19 protein-coding genes and 1 tRNA gene are annotated in these 20,773 nt (G+C 36.3%); 3 read left to right on the top strand and 17 right to left on the bottom strand.

The features are described 5' to 3' along the window. Positions 1–3: 3 nt before the first annotated feature. The 6 genes from pgk to proC form a co-directional block, all read right to left on the bottom strand. Positions 4–1,200, bottom strand: coding sequence for a phosphoglycerate kinase (gene pgk / locus HOY35_RS10005; protein WP_172213237.1), 1,197 nt, complete (start codon positions 1,198–1,200; stop codon positions 4–6). A gap of 106 nt (positions 1,201–1,306) precedes the next feature. Then, a complete protein-coding gene (gap, locus tag HOY35_RS10000) occupies positions 1,307–2,314 on the bottom strand; it encodes a type I glyceraldehyde-3-phosphate dehydrogenase (protein ID WP_172213235.1) in 1,008 nt (335 codons plus the stop codon). A 63-nt stretch (positions 2,315–2,377) separates the two neighbouring features. Then, on the bottom strand, positions 2,378–3,412 hold the full coding sequence (locus HOY35_RS09995; RefSeq protein WP_172213233.1) for a sugar-binding transcriptional regulator: 1,035 nt from the start codon (positions 3,410–3,412) through the stop codon (positions 2,378–2,380). Between the two features lie 272 nt (positions 3,413–3,684). Next, positions 3,685–4,425, bottom strand: a complete 741-nt coding sequence (locus HOY35_RS09990; protein ID WP_172213231.1) for an amino acid ABC transporter ATP-binding protein — start codon at positions 4,423–4,425, stop codon at positions 3,685–3,687. Further along, entirely contained in the window at positions 4,425–5,996 is a 1,572-nt protein-coding gene (locus HOY35_RS09985; protein ID WP_172213229.1) for an ABC transporter permease subunit, read from the bottom strand. Before HOY35_RS09985 ends, HOY35_RS09990 begins: the two co-directional genes overlap by 1 nt. Before the next feature lie 2 nt (positions 5,997–5,998). Then, positions 5,999–6,823 carry a pyrroline-5-carboxylate reductase gene (gene proC / locus HOY35_RS09980; protein ID WP_172213228.1) on the bottom strand — a complete coding sequence of 275 codons (825 nt, stop codon included), beginning with the start codon at positions 6,821–6,823 and terminating at the stop codon, positions 5,999–6,001. 343 nt (positions 6,824–7,166) lie between these two features. On the opposite strand from proC, the gene guaB reads away from it, so the two are divergent. Continuing rightward, complete coding sequence (gene guaB, locus HOY35_RS09975; RefSeq protein WP_172213227.1) at positions 7,167–8,648, top strand: IMP dehydrogenase; 1,482 nt, start codon at positions 7,167–7,169, stop codon at positions 8,646–8,648. 113 nt (positions 8,649–8,761) lie between these two features. On the opposite strand, the gene HOY35_RS09970 is transcribed toward guaB, so the two are convergent. The 5 genes from HOY35_RS09970 to HOY35_RS09950 form a co-directional block, all read right to left on the bottom strand. Beyond that, positions 8,762–9,631, bottom strand: coding sequence for a DegV family protein (locus HOY35_RS09970; protein WP_172213225.1), 870 nt, complete (start codon positions 9,629–9,631; stop codon positions 8,762–8,764). 30 nt (positions 9,632–9,661) lie between these two features. Continuing rightward, positions 9,662–9,735 (bottom strand) — tRNA-Arg (locus HOY35_RS09965). A 160-nt stretch (positions 9,736–9,895) separates the two neighbouring features. Continuing rightward, a complete protein-coding gene (locus HOY35_RS09960; protein ID WP_349627505.1) occupies positions 9,896–10,990 on the bottom strand; it encodes a DEAD/DEAH box helicase in 1,095 nt (364 codons plus the stop codon). 17 nt (positions 10,991–11,007) lie between these two features. Beyond that, entirely contained in the window at positions 11,008–12,006 is a 999-nt protein-coding gene (locus HOY35_RS09955) for a Gfo/Idh/MocA family protein (protein WP_172213221.1), read from the bottom strand. Between the two features lie 271 nt (positions 12,007–12,277). Continuing rightward, complete coding sequence (locus HOY35_RS09950) at positions 12,278–12,433, bottom strand: hypothetical protein (protein WP_172213219.1); 156 nt, start codon at positions 12,431–12,433, stop codon at positions 12,278–12,280. 916 nt (positions 12,434–13,349) lie between these two features. On the opposite strand from HOY35_RS09950, the gene HOY35_RS09945 reads away from it, so the two are divergent. Next, the gene (locus HOY35_RS09945) at positions 13,350–13,700 is read left to right on the top strand and encodes a DUF4828 domain-containing protein (protein ID WP_172213217.1); all 351 of its coding nucleotides are present in this window, start codon (positions 13,350–13,352) and stop codon (positions 13,698–13,700) included. Between the two features lie 38 nt (positions 13,701–13,738). Here HOY35_RS09945 and HOY35_RS09940 read toward each other — a convergent pair whose 3' ends face one another. The 3 genes from HOY35_RS09940 to HOY35_RS09930 all read right to left on the bottom strand — a co-directional run bounded on the left by HOY35_RS09940 (position 13,739) and on the right by HOY35_RS09930 (position 16,269). Further along, a complete protein-coding gene (locus HOY35_RS09940) occupies positions 13,739–14,302 on the bottom strand; it encodes a DUF402 domain-containing protein (protein WP_172213215.1) in 564 nt (187 codons plus the stop codon). A 151-nt stretch (positions 14,303–14,453) separates the two neighbouring features. Continuing rightward, on the bottom strand, positions 14,454–15,473 hold the full coding sequence (gene mutY, locus HOY35_RS09935; protein ID WP_172213213.1) for an A/G-specific adenine glycosylase: 1,020 nt from the start codon (positions 15,471–15,473) through the stop codon (positions 14,454–14,456). Further along, positions 15,460–16,269 carry a RecX family transcriptional regulator gene (locus HOY35_RS09930; RefSeq protein WP_172213211.1) on the bottom strand — a complete coding sequence of 270 codons (810 nt, stop codon included), beginning with the start codon at positions 16,267–16,269 and terminating at the stop codon, positions 15,460–15,462. Before HOY35_RS09930 ends, mutY begins: the two co-directional genes overlap by 14 nt. 107 nt (positions 16,270–16,376) lie before the next feature. Between HOY35_RS09930 and rlmD the strand changes: the two genes are divergently transcribed. Next, positions 16,377–17,747: a 23S rRNA (uracil(1939)-C(5))-methyltransferase RlmD gene (gene rlmD, locus HOY35_RS09925; RefSeq protein ID WP_172213209.1), complete on the top strand. Its 1,371-nt coding sequence runs from the start codon at positions 16,377–16,379 to the stop codon at positions 17,745–17,747. Between the two features lie 45 nt (positions 17,748–17,792). On the opposite strand, the gene HOY35_RS09920 is transcribed toward rlmD, so the two are convergent. From HOY35_RS09920 to HOY35_RS09910, 3 genes are all read right to left on the bottom strand, one after another. Next, positions 17,793–18,203 (bottom strand): hypothetical protein, encoded by a 411-nt coding sequence (locus HOY35_RS09920; RefSeq protein ID WP_172213207.1) that lies wholly within the window; start codon positions 18,201–18,203, stop codon positions 17,793–17,795. Positions 18,204–18,216: 13 nt separating this feature from the next. Then, positions 18,217–18,975, bottom strand: coding sequence for a MurR/RpiR family transcriptional regulator (locus HOY35_RS09915; protein ID WP_172213206.1), 759 nt, complete (start codon positions 18,973–18,975; stop codon positions 18,217–18,219). A 76-nt stretch (positions 18,976–19,051) separates the two neighbouring features. Next, positions 19,052–20,650, bottom strand: coding sequence for an alpha-glucoside-specific PTS transporter subunit IIBC (locus HOY35_RS09910; protein ID WP_172213204.1), 1,599 nt, complete (start codon positions 20,648–20,650; stop codon positions 19,052–19,054). Positions 20,651–20,773 lie beyond the last annotated feature (123 nt).

The raw sequence follows: 20,773 nt of genomic DNA, 5'->3' as shown, positions 1-20,773 counted from the left end.
GCCTTACTTTTCTGTTAATGCAGTTAAGCCCGGTAAATCTTTGCCTTCTAACAATTCCATAGAAGCACCGCCACCAGTTGAGATCCATGAGAATTTATCCGCACGACCTAAATTGATTGCTGCTGCTGCTGAATCACCACCACCGATGATTGAAGTTGCACCAGCTTGGGCAGCAATAGCATCCATTACACCAATTGTTCCAGCTTGGAAATCAGGATTTTCAAAAACGCCCATTGGTCCGTTCCAAACAACTGTTTTAGCGCCTTCAATTTCTTTAGCAAATTTTTCGATTGATTTAGGACCGATGTCAAGACCAAGGTAGCCTGCATCTACCGCTTCACCAGCAGTATCCTTAACATCTGTGTAATCAGCGAAAGCATTCGCTTCCTTTGAGTCAACTGGTAAGATTAATTTATCGCCACCCTTAGCAATAATTTCTTTAGCTAGCTCAACTTTATCTTCTTCAACTAATGAATTACCGATTTCAATACCTTGTGCTTTGTAGAAAGTATAAGTCATACCGCCACCGATAATAACTTTGTCAGCTTTCGCTAATAAGTTTTCAATGACACCGATTTTATCAGAAACTTTTGAACCACCTAAGATTGCCACAAAAGGACGAACTGGTGTATCAACGGCGTCTTTAATGAATTTAATTTCATTTTCTAATAAGAAGCCAGCAACTGCTTTTGAAACGTTTGATGAAATACCAACGTTTGAAGCGTGCGCACGGTGAGCTGTACCAAACGCATCATTAACAAAGATATCATCACCAAGTGAAGCCCAGTATTTACCTAACTCAGGATCATTTTTAGATTCCTTTTTACCATCAATGTCTTCAAAACGAGTGTTTTCAACTAATAATACTTGACCGTCTTTTAAATCGTTGATTGCAGCTTCAAGCTTAGCACCACGAGTTTCAGGGACAAAGATTACCTCTTGACCTAATTTTTCGCTTAAAGCTTTGGCAACTGGTGCCAATGATTTACCAGCCTTATCTGCTTCCTCTTTAACACGACCTAAATGTGAGAAAAGTACCGCTTTACCACCTTGCTCGATGATATATTTAATTGTTGGTAATGCAGCTGTAATACGGTTATCGTTAGTAATTACGCCATCTTTCAAAGGCACGTTAAAGTCAACACGAACTAAAACCTTTTTGCCTTTTAAATCAACGTCTTTAACAGTTAATTTTGCCATTTCTTAGTTTTCCTCCTCAAGTATAATGCTTGTTGTTATCAAAAAGAGGCGAGGAAGCGATAAGCTCCCCCGCCTTCCTTTGTAGACCTATTAATTAATAATCTAATTATTTAATTAATTTAGCAAAGTAAGCTAAAGTACGGATAAGTTGTGAAGTGTAGCTCATTTCGTTATCGTACCAAGCAACAGTTTTAACTAATTGTTTGTCACCAGCTTTAACGATTTTAGTTTGAGTTGCATCAAATAATGAACCAAAGCTCATACCTACGATATCGCTAGAAACGATTTGATCTTCGTTGTAACCAAAGCTTTCGTTAGATGCAGCTTTTGCAGCAGCATTAACTTCTTCAACTGTTACTTCTTTTTCAAGCACTGAAACTAATTCAGTTAATGAACCTGTTGGAACTGGCACACGTTGAGCACCACCATCCAATTTACCGTTTAATTCTGGAATTACTAAACCAATTGCTTTTGCAGCACCAGTAGAGTTAGGTACGATGTTTGCAGCAGCAGCACGGGCACGACGTAAATCTCCACCAGGGTGTGGTCCGTCAAGAGTCATTTGGTCACCTGTGTAAGCATGAATTGTAGTCATTGTTCCGCCAACGATACCGAAATCTTTGTTTAAGAAGTCAGCCATTGGTGCTAAACAGTTAGTCGTACATGAAGCACCTGAGATAACTGTTTCAGTTCCGTCTAAGATTTCATGGTTTGTGTTGTAAACAACAGTTTTAACGTCGTTTCCACCAGGAGCAGTGATAACAACTTTTTTAGCGCCGCCTTTAATGTGTAATTCAGCTTTTTCTTTTGAAGCAAAGAAACCAGTAGCTTCTAATACAACGTCTACATCGTATTTGTCCCAACCGATGTTTTCAGGATTTCGTTCGCTAGATACAGCAATTGTTTTACCATTTACAACGAAAGCATTTTCAGCAAGTTCAACAGTACCGTTGAAACGTCCTTGAGTTGTATCATATTTTAATAAATGAGCTAACATTTTAGCATCTGTTAAGTCATTGATAGCAACAACTTCAACACCTTCAACTTCTTCAATACGGCGAAGTGCTAAACGTCCAATACGTCCAAAACCATTAATACCAACTTTAACTGTCATTTGTAGATTTCCTCCTTATGAAAATCAAAAATTTTTTATATAAAAGGGAAGACCCCTTTTAAATCAGATTTGGGTGTTGCTTAAAATTTCTTTTGCACATGCTTCATCGGTAATTAACCAAGTCTGCTTTGGTGCATTTTGCATATAAGCTTTCACGGCCTTGCCCTTACGCTTACCACTCGCAATTGCCATGATGGTCGGAATCTTTTCCAACTGGTTCAATTGTATACCAATCCGGGGAACTTTGTAAACTATTTCCCCCGTTTCATTGAAAAAATATCCAAAGCTTTCAGCGACAGCGCCAAGATTTCTTAAATTCAAAATCTCTTCTTCTGTCATATTTCGGCGTTTTGCCATGTAAATTGCACGTCCAATACCGTGCACGACACAATTTGACTTTTCAATCAGTCTTAGAGTATCAAGGATTGCAGGCTCTTCAATCAGCAAATCATAAGTTGATTTGCTTACTTGCTCTGGTACATAAAGCACACGATGCGTACCACCTGTGTTTTTTGCCATCATCGCGGCAACACTGTTTGCTTGTAAACTGATTGTTTCACCTATACCACCTCGTGCTGGCACAAAGATATTGTGTCTAGTGTTTGTCTCAAGAGACTGCATATTTTCTGCAACACCTGACATCGTTGAGCCACCCATAACAGCGATAATATTTTCGCCCTTTGGTAGACATTCGTTTAAAGACTTCGTGACCGTTCGACCAAGCTCATTGATGATTTTAGGCTGACTATCTATATTTCCAGCTAAAACAATAACACGACGATTACCAAATAGCTTTTTCAGCTCCTTCTCAATTTCACGAGTGGAATAAAGCTGGTTCATCGTCCGTTCCATTGCTGGAAAAAACTCTATCGCCTGTTCTGTCAGAGTCATACCACTTCTTGAAATATTAATTAACTCTAATTCTCGAAGCATTTCTGTTTCAGAACGAAGCAAGCGCTCGGTTAAACCCATCGATTCAATCAAGCTTCTTCGACCGACTGGTTGCATCCAATAGATTTGCCTTAAAATTCTAAAGCGTCTTTCTAAGGTATCCATCATATCTGGCACTAGCGTTTCAAATAGCTCTTCATTTTTCATTAAATTCGCCTCTGTCGTTTTATGCCCCGCTGTTCAAAAAACGCCCCACACTAAGTAAAAAAAATAAACCTTTTACTATTAAATGATAACGTGTATCACAAATTATTGCAAGCAAATCGGACAAAACTTTTGAAAAAACAGGCAAAAAATAAGGAAAACGGATACAAATAATGCTAGTCTACTTTTCTAACTATATGCAAAAACAATACCTAATTCGCGGAAAATTACAGCAAAAAGCACCAGCTTTTAACTTTAGCTGATGCTTGGAATGCTTATTTAATAAATCTTTTTAGAAATGCTTTTGTTCGTTCTTCTTTTGGGTTTTCAAACAGAGCTTCTGGTGTGCCTTGTTCTGCAATCACACCATTATCCATAAATATCACTCTATCAGAGACTTCTTTAGCAAAATCCATTTCGTGAGTCACAATTACCATCGTTAGACCTGATTTGGCTAAATCATTCATCGTTTTTAGAACTTCACCAACCATTTCCGGATCAAGGGCCGAGGTCGGCTCATCAAAAAGTAAAACATCTGGGTCCATTGATAAGGCACGAGCAATTGCCACCCGCTGCTTCTGACCACCTGACAATTGACTTGGTTTCGCCTTAATAAACTCAGCCATACCAACTTTTTCAAGGTTTGCTTTCGCAATTTTTTCGGCTTCAGCTTTACTACGTTTTAAAACCGTAACCTGCCCTGTCGTTACATTATCCAGTACATTTAAATTATTGAACAAATTGAAGCTTTGAAACACCATACCAAGATGAGTACGATATTTAGGTAAATTATACCCTTTTTCTAAAACTGTCTCACCCTTAAAGATGATTTCACCTGCTGTAGGAATCTCTAAAAGATTAATTGATCGCAGTAAAGTCGATTTTCCAGAGCCTGATGAGCCAATGATTGAGATAACTTCACCTTTATTAATTGTCATTTGAATGTCTTTTAAGACTTCATTTTGACCAAAGGTCTTTTTTAGGTGATTGATTTCTAAAATAATATTTTCAGTCATTATTTAGCCACCTCACTCACTTTTTCAATATCATAGCTACTTGGACCATCCATTTTACGTTCCACCAAGCGAAGAATTCGTGTAACCGTAAAGGTTAAAACAAAATAAATAACGCAAATAATTGTAAATGTTTGGAAATATAAGTAATTTTGTTGAGCAACTGTGTTCCCTTGGAAGTAAAGCTCGGCGACAGAAATAACATTTAATACGGAGGTATCTTTAATATTAATTACAAATTCATTACCTGTTGCTGGCAGGATATTTCTCAAGACCTGTGGCAAAATAATTTTACGCATCGTTTGCCCATGATTCATTCCAATCGCTTGCGCAGCCTCAAATTGCCCCTTATCCACCGCAAAAATACCACCGCGTACAATTTCAGACATATATGCACCCGTATTAATTGAAACAATGAGTAGCGCAGCAAACGTCCGATCCATATTAATTCCAAATGCCTGCGCTGCGCCATAGTATAAAACCATCGCTTGCACAATCATTGGTGTGCCACGAAAGACTTCAATGTAAATATTTAAAACCCAGCCTAGCAATCGTTGCAAGCCATATAAAATAGCATTACTTGCTTTAGGTGTTGTTCTAAACACACCAATTAATAGACCGATACACGTACCGACAACCGTACCAATCATTGAAATAAATAGCGTCATGCCAGCAGCCTTTAAAAACTGACCACCGTTACTCTTGGCGATTGAAATTGTCTGCGCCCAAAAGCCACTTGATTTCTCTTCTGATGGCTGCCAATCAATTGCTTTATTCATTAAAGCCGTCTGATCTGCCTCAGAAAAGGTTGCTAAATATTCATTGACAACATTAATATCTTCATTACCTTTTCGCATACCAATTGCGACAGCCGTGTCATCACTTGACGTCTTGAAACCTTTACCATCCGCAAATTCAATCATTTTAAAGCTAGGATTAGCTCGTTCAGCAGTTACGCCTTCAGGTCGTTCTGCAATATAACCGTCAATCACACCTGACTGCAAAGCAACACGCATTGCTGAGAAATCAGTACTTGCCATTTGCTTATCCACATCTGGAATTTGATCAATTACAGTGTAATGGAAGGTCCCCTGCTGTGCGGTAATTTTAGCATTTTTAAAATCCTCTAAGCTCTTTGCATCCGCATATTTACCCTCCTTATTAGTAACAATCACTAAATGCGAAGTATAATAATTATCCGAAAAATCAATCGTCTGCTTACGTTCTTCGGTTGGGCTCATTCCAGCAATAATCGCATCAATCTTGCCCGAGGTCAGAGCTGGCACAAGTCCATCCCATTTGGTTTTAACGATAATTAGATTTTTGTTTAATTTTTTGGCAATATTCTTAGCGACCTGAACATCATAGCCATTAGCATATTGATTACTGCCTTCAATCTTTACTGCACCATTGCTATTATTTTCTTGAGTCCAATTGAAAGGCGGATAGCCCGCTTCCATCCCAACACGGAAATCGCCATTTGTTTCAGCCTCTGATACCTTAGGCATTATAAATAACGATAAAACAATCGCAATTAATGTTATTAATCCTAGTATTCCCAGATTTTTCTTCATCTTTATTCTTGATTCTCCTTGAACCTTGCAAATTTTTGATCTTTTTCATAGGTTGCATCTATCGCTCGACTGATTACGCCAACAAAACCATCAGCTTCTAAAGATAATACACCCTCAATCGTTGTACCACCCGGTGAAGATACCTTGTCAATCAATCCCCAAGGATTATCATCCGACTGAGCAACTAGCTTGGCACTACCTAATACCATTTCAGTCGCAATCTGAGTAGCTAATGGTTTAGGTAGGCCGTGTTTAACCGCACTTCTAGCCAAACCGTCTATAAACAAATAGGCAAATGCTGGCGCACTACCAGCCAATGCAGTAAAGATTGAAAAGCTTTCTTCGCTTAAATTATACACACTACCGATACTCTCAAAAATCTTAGTCGCCATCTCTAGCTGTGCAGGAGTCGTCGATTGGTTAGTGGTAATACCAGTAACAGAGGCGCCGACAATGGCATTTACATTTGGCATTACTCGGATAATCGCTTGCTGTGAGGTTTTAACTGCCCGCTCAAGTTCAGAAATTGTTTTACCAGCAGCAATCGAAACTAATAGCGTTTCACTTTCCGTAAGCTCATCTCTTATTTCACGTATAATATCATGTACAACATGAGGCTTAACAGCTAAGATAATCACGTCTACAGCCTTAACCAAATCCTCATTTGGAAAAATCGCCGTAATCTGATTTTGGGAGGCAAAAGCTTCTGTCCCCTCCAAGGTATGCCCTGAAACGAAAATATTTTCTTTCGGCAATACATTATTATCAATTAAACCCTTAATAATCGCTGCGCCCATATTCCCGTGTCCAATAAAACCGATTTTCATTTAATCTCCTTTTCTACTTTAAGAATAAACCGTTTTTTATGTTCGTATTTAAAAACTAGTCTTATTATAGCAAAGCCCTGCTAAATTAGGTATGAAATAGATAAATTAATCTCAAATTCATTTCTTGTTTTTATAATATATATTTTACGAAAAATATCTGTCACTTTAAAAATGCAATCACAGCGACTAAAAGAAGTTTTTTTTATACATTAAATATATATTTTATGAAAATCATAAACCTAATTAAATGGCGGTTTATCAGCATTTGAGTATTGACATTTAGCACAACAGCTTTTATGATAATAAAAAACTACCGAAGCTCAGCTATGGAAAGGAAAAATCTATGTCAAACTTTGAAACAAAATTTTTAAAAAAGGGTTATACCTTCGATGATGTCTTACTGATTCCCGCAGCGAGCGCCGTCTTACCAAACGATGTCGATATGAAAGTGGAACTAGCTCCCAATATCACTTTAAATATTCCAATGATTTCTGCTTCAATGGATACTGTCACTGATCATAAAATGGCAATTGCAATGGCGCGTCAAGGCGGACTTGGCGTAATTCATAAAAATATGAGCATCGTCGCTCAAGCTGATGAAGTTAGAAAAGTGAAGCGTAGTGAATCAGGCGTTATCCTAGATCCATTTTTCCTAACACCAACTCACAAGGTTAGTGATGCAGAAAATTTAATGGCAAAATATCGTATTAGCGGTGTGCCAATCGTTGAAACAATGGAAAATCGGACATTAGTAGGCATTTTGACCAACCGTGATTTGCGCTTTGTAACAGATTACTCAATTGACATTAAAGATGTTATGACAAGCGACAATTTAGTGACTGCACCAGTTGGCACCTCTTTAAAGGATGCGGAAAGTATTTTACAGCAGCATAAAATCGAAAAGCTGCCACTTGTTGATGAAAATGGTCGGCTTTCAGGTCTGATTACAATTAAAGATATCGAAAAAGTAATTGAATTTCCACATGCCGCAAAAGATGCACACGGACGACTTTTAGTTGCTGCTGCAGTTGGCGTAACTAGCGATACCTTCGAAAGAGCTGCAGCGTTGTTTGAAGCAGGTGCTGATGCAATTGTTATTGATACAGCTCATGGACATTCCGCCGGTGTTTTACGCAAAATCGAAGAAATTCGCGAAAAATTCCCTGAACAGACTTTAATTGCAGGCAATATCGCCACAGCTGATGGCGCTCGCGCACTTTACGATGCTGGCGTGGATGTAGTTAAGGTTGGTATTGGCCCTGGTTCAATTTGCACAACACGTGTTGTTGCCGGAGTTGGTGTGCCACAAATAACTGCGATTTATGATGCCGCAAGTGTGGCCCGTGAATATGGCAAGAAAATTATTGCTGACGGTGGTATCCAATATTCAGGCGATATCGTTAAGGCGTTAGCAGCAGGTGGTAATGCCGTAATGCTTGGTTCAATGCTTGCAGGTACCGATGAATCACCCGGTGAATTTGAAATTTATCAGGGTCGTCGCTTTAAAACCTATCGTGGCATGGGGTCCCTTGGTGCAATGAAGCAAGGCTCTTCTGACCGTTACTTCCAAGGTGCCGTGAATGAAGCCAATAAGCTTGTGCCTGAAGGCATTGAAGGTCGGGTTGCTTACAAAGGTTCAGTTGGAGACATTGTTTTCCAATTAATTGGTGGCTTAAGAGCCGGAATGGGCTATGTTGGCGCTGCTAATCTGATAGACCTTGTTGAGAATGCACAATTCATTGAAATGAGCGGTGCAGGACTAAAGGAAAGTCATCCACATGATGTACAAATCACTAAAGAAGCACCAAACTATTCAGTTCAATAAAACAGTTTTAAAAAGGCACTAGGGTCGTAAACCTTAATGCCTTTTTGCTTTTAAATTAAAAAATTTAATAATAACGTTCAACATATTTTATTTCCTGCTCATCAATGGTTCTTTTATCTAGCTGTTTGACCCAGTGAAAAAACGGCTAGAGTACCTTTTCCAGTATGAGAGGCGATCGTTGGACCAAGTGGTACAATATTGACCGCTTGCACATCAGTCGACTTCAAAATTCTCGCCTTCATTTCTTCAGCGACAGCCTTAATGCCAGAGTGTCCAATCCAGATGGTTTGGGCTTCGGGATGATATAAATCTTTCACAGTTTCTTCATAAAGATAGGTTAAGCCTTTCTTTTGCCCTCTAACCTTAGCCACAGCTTCTAATTTACCCGCTTCAGTCACATAGATAATTGGTTTAATATTAGCAAGTGTGCCAAAAATCGCAGAAGTTTTTGAAACACGACCGCCACGCATTAAATGGTACAAATCATCCGCTAAAACCCAGGAACGTAAACGCGGGATAAAATACTCTAATTTCTCAATTACATCATAAATTTCCATGCCCTGATCTCGCATTTGAACTGCCAAATCAACTAATAAGCCCTCACCAGCAGCAGCAGCAAGCGTATCAATAATATTAATTTGAGCCTCTGGAAATTCTTCTAAAATCATTTCTTTAGCAATGATCGCGCTTTGGTATGTACCTGATAATCCCGAAGAAAAGCACAGATACAAAAGTTCATCGCCTTTTTCAGCATATCGCCTAAAAGCCTTTTCAAACTCAGCAACATTAATTTGAGAAGTGGTTGGCATTTTACCTTGATCTAAAAAGGACAGCAGCAATTCTGGCGTCAGCGCCCCTTCTTTTGCCGTATCATACTGTTGCTCATCAATCGTAACAATCATTCCGAGCACTTCAACATCCTTATCTCGTAAATATGAAAACGGTAAATCACTTGTCGTATCTGTCAATATCTGAAATGTCATAGCAGTCACCTCCCATTAATTAAAATATTATGACCCCGACTAGACTCGAACTAGCTACCTACCGCTTAGGAGGCGGTCGCTCTATCCTGATGAGCTACGAGGTCAACACATAACGTTAACATTATAACATTATTTAATATTAAATGGCTAATGAGAATGAAATCACTTTATCAAAAATAAATAATGTAATAAAATAACAATACGTAAAAATGGTGGCAACCAATAAATAGCCACCACCAGTGATCCAGTTAATTTAGCATTGCTTTAACTCTTTTCTATAAATTGTAACCCTTTTAAAGTAACCTCTGTAAAATCAACTTTAAATTTTTTAAGCCACTTTTCATCAGCTTGTTGCACCAAAGTCAAAACGGTACCATGATTACCCATTCTACCAACACGCCCACTTCGATGAATAAAGCTTTCTTGATTCATCGGTAAATCAAAATTAATCACAAAGGGTAGTTGGTTAATATCGATGCCACGAGCAAGAATATCTGTCACCAAAAGATAAGTTAGCTCACCATTCTTAAATTTGTCTAGGATGACCTTTCGATAGTTTTTATTGACATCGCTTGCTAAGCTCGCAACGGGTACACCTTGATAAATCAATTTTTCTTCAACCGCCCCTAAATCATTTAGCTGATTAAAGAAAACTAAAGCCTGCATTTCGGGTACATTAGCAATTTTACCTAGCAATTCAACCTTTTTTCTTTTCTCAACCGAAATTTTAAGATAATCAACAACAGAGGGCTGAGCGTCAACAATCAATCGTTCAAAATGCCCCTCTGTTAGTTCTGAAAACTGAGCCTCAATCCTTTCTGCAGTAGCGCTGACTGCAACTAATTGATATTTTTTTGGTGCATATCTAATCAATCGATTAACTAATTTAAATTGCTCAGGCTCAAACAGCTGATCAACCTCATCTAAAACAATCGTTTCAATCTTTGCAAGCTTAATCTTTTTAGCCTTAATCAACTCCAATAATCGCCCCGGTGTACCAACGATCACCTCAGGCGCCTTCTTCAGCCGTTCCATCTGACGCTTTAAGCTCGCACCGCCAATAATTACATTACTTTTTAAATCTAAATCCGCTGACCACTCTTTCACAACCTCATGAATCTGAACTGCTAACTCAGCAGTAGGCGCCAAAATCAATAATTGATTGCCTTGAGCCTTTTGAACTTTAAGCAGCAACGGCAGTAAATAAGCTAGCGTTTTCCCTGTTCCAGTCGGAGAAACCATCAGCAAATTAAAATTTTTAAGCAAGGTGTCAAAGCTTCGAGTTTGAATTGCCGTAAACTCATTCATATCAAGCTGTTCTACTTTAGCTTGCCACTTTTTAGGTAATTTTTCTCTAATTGTCATTATTTTCCAATCTATTCTTGGTGATCTGCGGCAAAAATAACACCAGCAAAATGTCTCATATCCGTTAAAATTTGATTGACATCTCTTGATAATTCCTGCCATTCAAGATACTTTTCAATGTTATTACTGCTTTGATTTTTAATTACTTCGGCAAAATGACTTGCCTCTTCTATCATCGGATTTAGCTTAACCTCAACAGGTAAAACTGTTTCCAAACCATTCAGATCCTTAAAAACAGCACTTGAAATAGCGTTGACACCATCCAATTCTAAAGTACCATCAGTGAAATAAATTTCAGATTTTAAATGACTATTTATGTTCTTACCTGTGTTAACTATTACATTAAAGCCTTCATAAAAAAGAAGACCAGTACCCGAAATATCAACACCCGTCGATATCATGGTCGGAAAATATTTACTTGATTGAGGCTTGCCAAACCAACCAATTGCTGCATACAATAAATAGACTCCCAAATCCGCTAGTGCACCGGTTGAAAACTTTGGATTAAAGATATTAGGCACCTCACCCGCCAAATATTGAGGCATTTTTGATGAATATTTCGCATAGGTAAAATTAGCACCAATAATCGTTCGCCCTTCGATAAAGCGCTTGACCTGTTCAAAGCTCGTTTCATGTAGATTGCGTGCTGCTTCAAAATATAATAGTTGGTTTTTTTCAGCTAATTCAATAATTTCTGCCATTTCTTCTGGCGTAGAAAAGGCCGATTTTTCCACAATTACGTGCTTACCTGCACGCAACGCCTGCATAGCTTGTGAAAAATGCAGGCTATTAGGAGATGCAATATAAATCACCTCCAAATTTGAGTCTGCTAGAAATTGTTTTAAATCATCGAATATCTTTATTTTCCCATTATTATTTTCAGCAAACTGCTTTGCGGTTGCTAGTTTACGTGAAAAAACACTATGAAGCTGATAATCACCACTTTCAATGCAAGCGTTAATAAATTGTTGCGTAATCCATCCTGTACCAATGATGCCAAGCTTTATCATAACCGTCACCTCATTATATTTTTATCCTCTATACAGCAAATAAGCCTTTATTCATTTTACCATGCTATATCTTATAAAGGCAGTAATTCAACAAAAAGAATCGTTATTTCCTAAAATTAATTACACTCAAAAGTCTAAACATCAGGCACATATCTTCCTAGCTATAAAATCAAATAAAAACACCGCTTCTAAATAGAAGGGTGTTTATCAAAAAAAAACCATTGATTTGAGGCTGATTATATGTTGACATGACAGGTTCATCATGTAATGTTTAATCCGTTTGAAGATAAACAGCACCCGCTTTCGCATTGCCATTAACCTCAAGCCCATCGAGGAGGTTAGTACCAGCTTTGGGATAACTTGTTATCTCTCCTTTTTTATCATAGATTTTAACTTTAACAGATAATAATTGCTCTTGAAATGCCATTCCTGCTCCCGATGTTAGACCATTCCAATCATATTTGATATTATCAATCTCCGAGGAATCATATCCTTTTTCGCTTTTTATAATGAATTCTGTTATTTCATTTTCATGTTCTTTTAAAAATTCAATTTGTTTTTCTTTTTTTACTAGTAAAATCTTTGGTTAAAAAATATCAAAAGATGTCTTTCAATGTGTCATAGCGATGACTCCTCTAATTTTGTCTATTTTATAAAGATAAAAAGTAAATTAGATTATATCAATACAAAAATTAACACAAAAAAAATAACAATAAGACAAATTTAAATTTTCAACATTTTAACTCATCATCAGATACTATTACCATCGGGAACTTTTCATATCAACCCCTTAACATTTTCTTATTTGTCGAGGTTTTCATCTAACTCCATTGCGTTGATTTGTCGCTAAAAATGAATATTTTTCAAAAATCAAAAAAATCTATTCTTTTAATTATTATTAATTATTTTATCACTTATTTATAAATAATGTAATATATTATTTTTTAATACAATAAAAAAAACCACCATCATCTCTGACAGTGGTAGGAGTTTATGAAAAAGATTAATTATTTGGGATGAGTTAATAATATAGCGGAAAGCTTAAACGGGGCTTAACGAAAAAAACTCGTAATTAAACGAGGTGTGGGTGTTAATCTGTCAATACTGATATTTTGTCATATATTTATATCAATAAAAATAGCTTAAAAGAAGCAGGCGAAACATTTGCTAATTTTATCAAATCTTTATAACTGCGTAAAATAAGAAAAATGATGTTTAAAATCGTCGCAAGTACTATTACAATCATGAATTTTTCATATCAAATCCTTAACATTTTCTTATTCCCTCCCTTTAACAAGCCTTTTCATGCTAAAATATGCCTATGAAAGATACAGGAGGGCATAATGATTAAATTTTTAAAGCTATTATTTGGTACAACCGTTGCAACAAGTGTCGCAACACATCTCATTCAAAAAAAGAAACAGCCCTTAAAGAAATTTCAAACCATTTATAACGGCAAATTTGAAATCACTCATCCACTTACACATAAAACAAATCGTATTCATATTACGCAGAATTTAGATTTCATAATTAATCATAAGCATGTTGATGGTGAAATTATAGAAATCAATAAGCAGCACCTACTATTTCAAGATAAATTAGGCTTTCAAATTGAAATCACTACCAAAAATAACCGACCTGAAAGCTTTATTGATGAAATGGATCAGGTACAGATACCAATGATTGAAATCTAATAATAATTAATAATCAAAAAAATCGACTATCAAATTGATTAGTCGATTTTTAAGCTGTCACTGACATTTTTTCCTGTTAATTCATCGTAGCGCTTTATCCATATTTTGACATATTCCGGGGAAAACGGCCCTTTTTTTTGATTAATCCATTCCACTAAAATTTTGACATTCTCCTTTAAAATATAATCAATTTCAGGCGAATAGTGCATCTTTCGTTTGTGGAATTCATACTCTTCAACATCTAACAATTTCTTCTCTCCATCTGGAAAAACCTTGATGTCTAAATCGTAATCAATATATTTTAAAGCTTCAGAGTCAATCAAAAAAGGTGAAGCCAGATTACAATAATATGAAACACCGTTATCTCTAATCATCGCAATAATATTAAACCAGAATTTCTTGTGAAAAAAAACAATCGCTGGCTCTCTGGTTACCCACCTTCTACCGTCTGCTTCTGTAACCAAAGTATGGTCGTTTACCCCAACAATTGAGTGTTCACTCGTCTTTAAAACTAGAGTATCGCGCCAAATTCTATGTAAATGTCCGTCATGTTTATAGCTTTGAATTGTGACAGCCTCTCCCTCTTTTGGAATATTATTCATAAAGGACCAGCTTTCTCTTAACAACTCAACACATAATAGTAAATCCTCTGCTATTGTAACATAAAAATTAATGCCAGCCTACGAATTGTAATTCTTTCATGCTAATTTTCTGATTTCAAGACTACTATTTGACTTTCCCACAGATTATTCACTATCGTAAAAATGTTTTTGGAATCTTATCAATTAATTTATACTGAACTGTTGGTATTGGGTAATTGTCTAATTCTTTCAAAGAGAGCCATTTTCTTGTTAATTTTGTTGCTTCAGCAATTCTAAACGAAAGCTCAGGAATCAGCAAAATATGCCAGTTTAAATGAGTAAAAACATGCTTAACCTTAGCAATTGCGCGTTTTTCTAGCTCTAAATATTCTGCTTGATCAACCTCACGCATTGGAAAAAGCCACATATTTTTTAAAACACCAGCGTCAGCTCGCTGTTCAAATAGTAGTTGATTTTCATCATTAATCAGTAAATCAGCTATTAAATAAATATCCTTTTTCTTTATCTTCTTAGCTTTTTTAGGAAAATCAAGCTGGGTCTTTGATTTAAAGGCCAGACAAATGGTATTGACTGGGCAAGCTTCGCATTCCGGTGCCTTGGGCGTACAAATTTGAGAACCCAAATCCATGATTGCTTGATTAAAATCTCCCGGATGCTTCTCTGAAATGAGCTGACGACCTATTTCTTCAAAAATTACTCTTGATTTGCTTTCTCCAATATCACTAGCTTCAGTTCTCACTCTCGAAAAAACACGAAAAGCATTGCCGTCAATTGCTGGTGTCACCTCATTAAAGGCAATACTTGCAATCGCACTCGCCGTATAAGGTCCAATTCCTTTTAAAGATAGTAATTCTTCCTTGGTTGTCGGCATTTTTCCATCAAAATCCGACTCAATTTGGTTCGCTGCAACTCTTAAATTACGTGCACGAGAATAATAGCCTAAACCTTCCCATGCCTTCATTAATTTATTTTCATCAGAATGTGCTAAATCAGCAATCGTCGGAAAGGATTGAATAAAATTTAAAAAGTACGGAATAACAGTTACAACCTGTGTTTGCTGTAGCATAATCTCGGATATCCAGATATAATAGGGATTCTTATCAACACGCCAAGGTAAATTGCGTTGGTTGCTTTGATACCAGCTTAATAATAATTGACTAAATTGACTCATTTTCTTCTTTTTCCATTTCTTCAATAAAATGATTTACCAAATCAAAATCAAAGCCTTTACCTGCTAAGTTACGAAAAACACGATTTTTACGCTCCCAGCCCTCATACTGCCTTGATACTCGACGCCAAACAGGTGTCCCTTTGGCAATTAAGTTTTCATATTCTTCATCCTCAGAGCTTTCTATTTCCAACAACGAAACTGCCTTAGCTGCCAAATCGTAGCTGAAGCCATTACGTAGCAAATTTTCCGTAATCTTTTGCTCTTGAGCACGTTTTGATTCACGATAATACCGACTTTCAAGCCTTTCAGCAACATTCATAGCCGCCAAGAGCTCTTGCTCATCTGAATAGGCTTCAATCGCCAATTCAATAACATCAGGATGAATGCCCTTTTGCTTTAATTTAAAAATAACAGCCTGTCTACCTTTTTTCTTAGCCGCGACCATACTTTCAACAATGTTTTGTGCATAATCAGTATCATTTAATAAATGATTCTTTTTTAGAAAATCAATAACTAATGGTATTTTTGATTCATCAATTTCCTTCAGCCTTAGTTTTTCCTTCATCTCATGTATAGAATAAGCGCGGTAGTTTAAAGCTGTTAGCGCTACTCTTTTGCCCTCATCCAAGCTTTGATAGGCTATGATTTCGTTGAATAAATCATCTGAAATCAATTTGTCTTTAGTAATCAAAAACTCAGTTAAGGTATTCTCCGAGATAAGTAAAGTTTCATTATTATCAAAGCTGATACGATAATTCTTTTTCAAACGCTTAATTTCAGTAACCTTACGTAACATTGTTATTTCACTCCATTCACCAGATTTAAAAAGCTTTTATTATTCTATCACGAGCGTCAATATTTTGATATGATTATAGATGAACGTCGAAAATAGTGGAGCATAATATGATTCAATTATCAATCAATCAAAAACTAAAAATTAAAATCAAGCGGCTTGGTATTAACGGTGAAGGAATTGCCAACTATAAGGGAAGACTCATCTTTGTTGAGGATGTCTTACCACTGGAAGAAGCGACCATTAAAATTATTCGCAATGAACGAAATTTTTCTATCGGGCAATTAGTAAAGCTAACTAAAAAGAGTCCTCATAGGGTAACACCACCATGTCATATCTATGAGATGTGTGGTGGCTGTCAACTGATGCATCTCGATTACGACCAACAGCTTAAATATAAAACCGACCTCGTTTTTCAGGCCTTACGAAAATTCAAACCTAAGGGCTTTGAAAAATTTCCGGTTAGGGCAACAATCGGGCAAAAGGAGCCAATGCACTATCGGAACAAGCTACAATTTCAAATCCGACAAAATATCAAAACTGGAAAAATTGAAGCCGGCCTATACGCAATTAATTCACATCATCTCATCAATATCAAAAGCTGCTATGTTCAAAGCAAACCAACACAGGCAATCATCAATACCTGTGTCAAGCTATTAAATCAATTTAAAATTTCAGCTTACGATGAACGAAAAAGAACTGGCTTGCTTAAGACTGTTATGGTTCGAGAAAGTGCACTTACAAAAGAAATTCAACTTATTTTCGTGACAACCCGAAAGGAATTTCCAAAATTTAATGCTTTAAAAGCCGCTTTAGTACAAGCTCATCCTGAAATTGTAACCATTGACCAAAATATCCAAAAAAAGCAAACCTCTAAGGTTTACGGTGAAACAAACCATCATCTTTGGGGCAAGCGGACAATCCAAGAAGGCGTTCTCAAGCAACGCTTTGAGCTATCACCACAAGCTTTTTTGCAGCTCAATCCTGAGCAGATGAATCGACTTTATCAAGAAGCATTGGATGCAATGACCTTAAATTTAGAAGATAAAATTATCGATGCCTATTGTGGTGTCGGGACAATTGGTCTCTCATTAGCTAAAAAGGTTAAAGAAGTTAGAGGAATGGACACAATACCTCAAGCAATTGATGATGCTAAAATTAATGCCAAAAATTTAGGAATCAATAATGCGCATTACGAAACAGGGACAGCAGAAGCTATCATTCCTAAATGGGAAGAGGCTGGTTTTAAGGCGACAGGTCTGATTGTTGATCCACCAAGAACAGGTATTGATCGTAAGCTATTGGCAACCATTATCAAACAACCACCGAAAAAAATGGTTTACATTTCTTGCAATATTTCAACACTCGCTAGAGACCTAGTTGAATTAGTAAAAGTCTATCAAGTTGAGTATATCCAATCCGTTGATATGTTCCCTCACACCGCTAGAACAGAAGCCGTGGTTAAATTGACCTTGAAATAAAACACTAACCCTCGCATATTAGTTATGTGAGGGTTAGTAATTTAACTAAAAAATTAATAATATGGCTATTAAAATTGATATGAATAACATTAATAATCCACTATACAGCAATAAATTATTTATTAAATCATTATCTTTAAATTGCGCTCTTTTTAGTACTAAAATAATCAAAATAAAACCGAACAAATTAAAAGAAATTGCCTGTTGTATCAGCGCTACTTTTAGATAGATACGTTGCTGTCTCCCTTTCAAATGCTCTATAAAATAGCTTTGCAGCATAGAAAAGCAACCCGTAAAAAAGCTTAGCGCGAACATCGGTTGACCTAAAAGAACCTGAAAATCAGTCTGCGTTAAAACAGTTGTCAAATAACTATAGAAAAAAATTAATAAAGCGCTAATAATCCAGTAGCCAATTAATAACCGTTTAATACCAATTTTATGCATTAATTGCGTCAAAATTAACCTCCTCTTAGATTATTGAATCCATGTTAATAATAAATTGTCTGACTAAGGTGTCTAATAATAAATTTAATGTAATAAATGAATGTAACTGGCGATTTCTACCTTTGATATTCATCGGTGTAACATGATAATGCAGACTATAATTAGCCAATGTTGACATATAGTTTTGTGAAAATTCCGTAATTGCAATAAATGGAATTTGTCGTAATTTTAAAATCTTCAAATCTTCTTTTATCTCTGCCGTTTCACCACTTAAAGATAAGAAAATTACTAAATCATCTCGACTAAAAGCCGACATACTAACATCAAATTCTGTTTTTGCGGGTAAGACCATCGATTTAACATTACATCCAAGCAAACTTTTTGAAAATTCATTGGCAGCATTCTTTTGTGCATAACCTGTACCATAACAATAAACAATATTTGCATCGCCAATTAACTTTAATATCGGCATGAAATCTAGTTGCCTTAAATATTTCATTGTATTCTCTAAATCTCGATTTTGATTTTCCAATACATCATAGAGATTCTCTTCGGGCCTCACTTTAGAAGATTTGATAAAAAATTTCAATTCAGAATAGCCAGAAAAACCTAATTTTTTTGTTAAACGAATTACTGAAGATTTTGATACATGAGTAGCTAGAGCAACATCACTAATCGTCATACCTTCAACAGCTGCCTGATTTTCAATCATAAAAGTAATAATATCTGTCTCTGTTTCGCTAAACTCATTTTGACTGCTATTAACAATATCTAGTAAATCCATTCAAAACTCCTAGCTATAAATTTTATTTTTTTACTTATGTTTCTATTATATCAATAAAATCTATGCTAAGAATACTTCATTTCTCATCAATTAATTGTTCAAAGTGTTCTCTAACCTGAGGCACATCCATACCAACAATTACTTGAAAAGCATTGCCTTTTCTGACTACGCCATGTGCACCACCTGATAAAAACTCCTTATCTGGCGCCACCTTGCTTTCATTCACCACCGTGATTCTTAAGCGAGTCGCACAATTATTTACTTTATCAATATTTTCAGCACCCCCAAAGGCATCTAAAAAGATTTTTGCTCTTTTTGAATATGGATCTTCCTCGGCCTGACCTTTGTTATCTGTCTGCGTTTTACTGTTTTTAGCCTTGTAATCCTTCTTAGAATATAATTTAATTTCTTCAGCTGTGTCTTTTTCACGACCCGGTGTTTCAAAATCAAATTTGATAATCAAAAATCTAAATATAACAAAGTATATACCTACGAAAATCAAACCAATTAAAATTTGGATCAAATAAGTTTGCCAATGATTTGCACCTAAAGGTAACCAATTTCTAGTCAGCATATCAATCAAACCACTATTCATATCACCAACGACACCAAAAATATACATTGTTGCCGCCATTAATCCTGTTAAAATGGCGTGCACAATAAATAATGGTGGTGCGATAAATAAAAAGGTAAAATCAAGCGGTTCGGTCACACCAATTAACATTGCCGTAAGCGCAACTGGTATAATAATTGTCATCACTTTTTTTCGACGTTCTGGTTTAGCTGTCGCAATAAACGATAGCGAAATACCAATTGAGGCGAAAATTTTAGAATTACCATTAAGTGAAAAGCCGCCTTCTGGGAATAATTCTTTTAGTGGTTTAGTGCTATTTGCATATTCACTCAGGTGTTCCATCCAATACTTTGCAATCCCATTTTCCACAACAGCAGGACCATATAAAAATGGCGTATAGACAAAGTGATGCAAGCCAGTAGGAATTAAAACACGTTCTAAGAATGCATATAAACCGACGCCAAAGACACCAGATGATACTAAAAAGCCTTGCGTTGAGCTAATTCCTAGTTGAACCTTTGGCCAGATTAGACAAGTTAATAAAGCGACTGGCAACATTATCAAAAAACCAATAATGTAAACAAAGGTTGATCCTTGAAAAACGCCAAGCCAATCGGGTAATTTTTTCTCAAAATATTGATTATGAATCCAAACTGCAATTGAGGCAAAGACGATTGCCCCTAAAACACCTGTATCAAGGGTTTTAATCCCACCAATCAGCTTAAGACCAGATTCGCCACCGACTGCTTGATTAAAATCTACACCAAAGTTAGCGCCATAAAACTCTAAAATGCTGCTAATAAAATAAGTGCCTGTTAAATAAATAACAAATGATTCTAGCGCTGCACGACCATTCGCTTTTTTAGCCAGTCCAAGTGGCAAACCAATTACAAAAAGTAATTCAATCTGGTTAAATACAGTCCAAGCACCATTTTCAATGATTGTCCAGATATTATGCCACAAAGTCCCTTCTGCAGCAATACTGCCAACTAGCGACTCATTATTCAAAACAACCGATAAAGCAACAGCAACACCGGCAAAGGAAAATAGTAACACTGGGGTGTACATTGCACCACCGAAACGTTGTATTTTCTCCATCATCAGAGAACACCTTCTTTCAATTTTTTTGACAATCTATTTATAACATGCCTAGATAGCGCTTACAACTTGTTAAGTCGTTTTTGGAACAAGTTAGCCCAAGTAGTATTTTAGTATCAACGAATG

Origin of the sequence: Enterococcus sp. MMGLQ5-1, assembly GCF_013155265.1 — a bacterium.
Classification (GTDB): Bacteria; Bacillota; Bacilli; order Lactobacillales; family Streptococcaceae; genus MMGLQ5-1.
Note: the sequence above shows the minus strand (reverse complement) of the source record. Positions and strands in the feature narration are given on the sequence as shown.

Coding starts and splice junctions, on each gene's coding strand:
- pgk (WP_172213237.1), bottom strand. CDS start 1,200: ATGGCAAAATTAACTGTTAAAGACGTTGATTTAAAAGGCAAAAAGGTT.
- gap (WP_172213235.1), bottom strand. CDS start 2,314: ATGACAGTTAAAGTTGGTATTAATGGTTTTGGACGTATTGGACGTTTA.
- HOY35_RS09995 (WP_172213233.1), bottom strand. CDS start 3,412: ATGAAAAATGAAGAGCTATTTGAAACGCTAGTGCCAGATATGATGGAT.
- HOY35_RS09990 (WP_172213231.1), bottom strand. CDS start 4,425: ATGACTGAAAATATTATTTTAGAAATCAATCACCTAAAAAAGACCTTT.
- HOY35_RS09985 (WP_172213229.1), bottom strand. CDS start 5,996: ATGAAGAAAAATCTGGGAATACTAGGATTAATAACATTAATTGCGATT.
- proC (WP_172213228.1), bottom strand. CDS start 6,823: ATGAAAATCGGTTTTATTGGACACGGGAATATGGGCGCAGCGATTATT.
- guaB (WP_172213227.1), top strand. CDS start 7,167: ATGTCAAACTTTGAAACAAAATTTTTAAAAAAGGGTTATACCTTCGAT.
- HOY35_RS09970 (WP_172213225.1), bottom strand. CDS start 9,631: ATGACATTTCAGATATTGACAGATACGACAAGTGATTTACCGTTTTCA.
- HOY35_RS09955 (WP_172213221.1), bottom strand. CDS start 12,006: ATGATAAAGCTTGGCATCATTGGTACAGGATGGATTACGCAACAATTT.
- HOY35_RS09950 (WP_172213219.1), bottom strand. CDS start 12,433: ATGGCATTTCAAGAGCAATTATTATCTGTTAAAGTTAAAATCTATGAT.
- HOY35_RS09945 (WP_172213217.1), top strand. CDS start 13,350: ATGATTAAATTTTTAAAGCTATTATTTGGTACAACCGTTGCAACAAGT.
- HOY35_RS09940 (WP_172213215.1), bottom strand. CDS start 14,302: ATGAATAATATTCCAAAAGAGGGAGAGGCTGTCACAATTCAAAGCTAT.
- mutY (WP_172213213.1), bottom strand. CDS start 15,473: ATGAGTCAATTTAGTCAATTATTATTAAGCTGGTATCAAAGCAACCAA.
- HOY35_RS09930 (WP_172213211.1), bottom strand. CDS start 16,269: ATGTTACGTAAGGTTACTGAAATTAAGCGTTTGAAAAAGAATTATCGT.
- rlmD (WP_172213209.1), top strand. CDS start 16,377: ATGATTCAATTATCAATCAATCAAAAACTAAAAATTAAAATCAAGCGG.
- HOY35_RS09915 (WP_172213206.1), bottom strand. CDS start 18,975: ATGGATTTACTAGATATTGTTAATAGCAGTCAAAATGAGTTTAGCGAA.
- HOY35_RS09910 (WP_172213204.1), bottom strand. CDS start 20,650: ATGATGGAGAAAATACAACGTTTCGGTGGTGCAATGTACACCCCAGTG.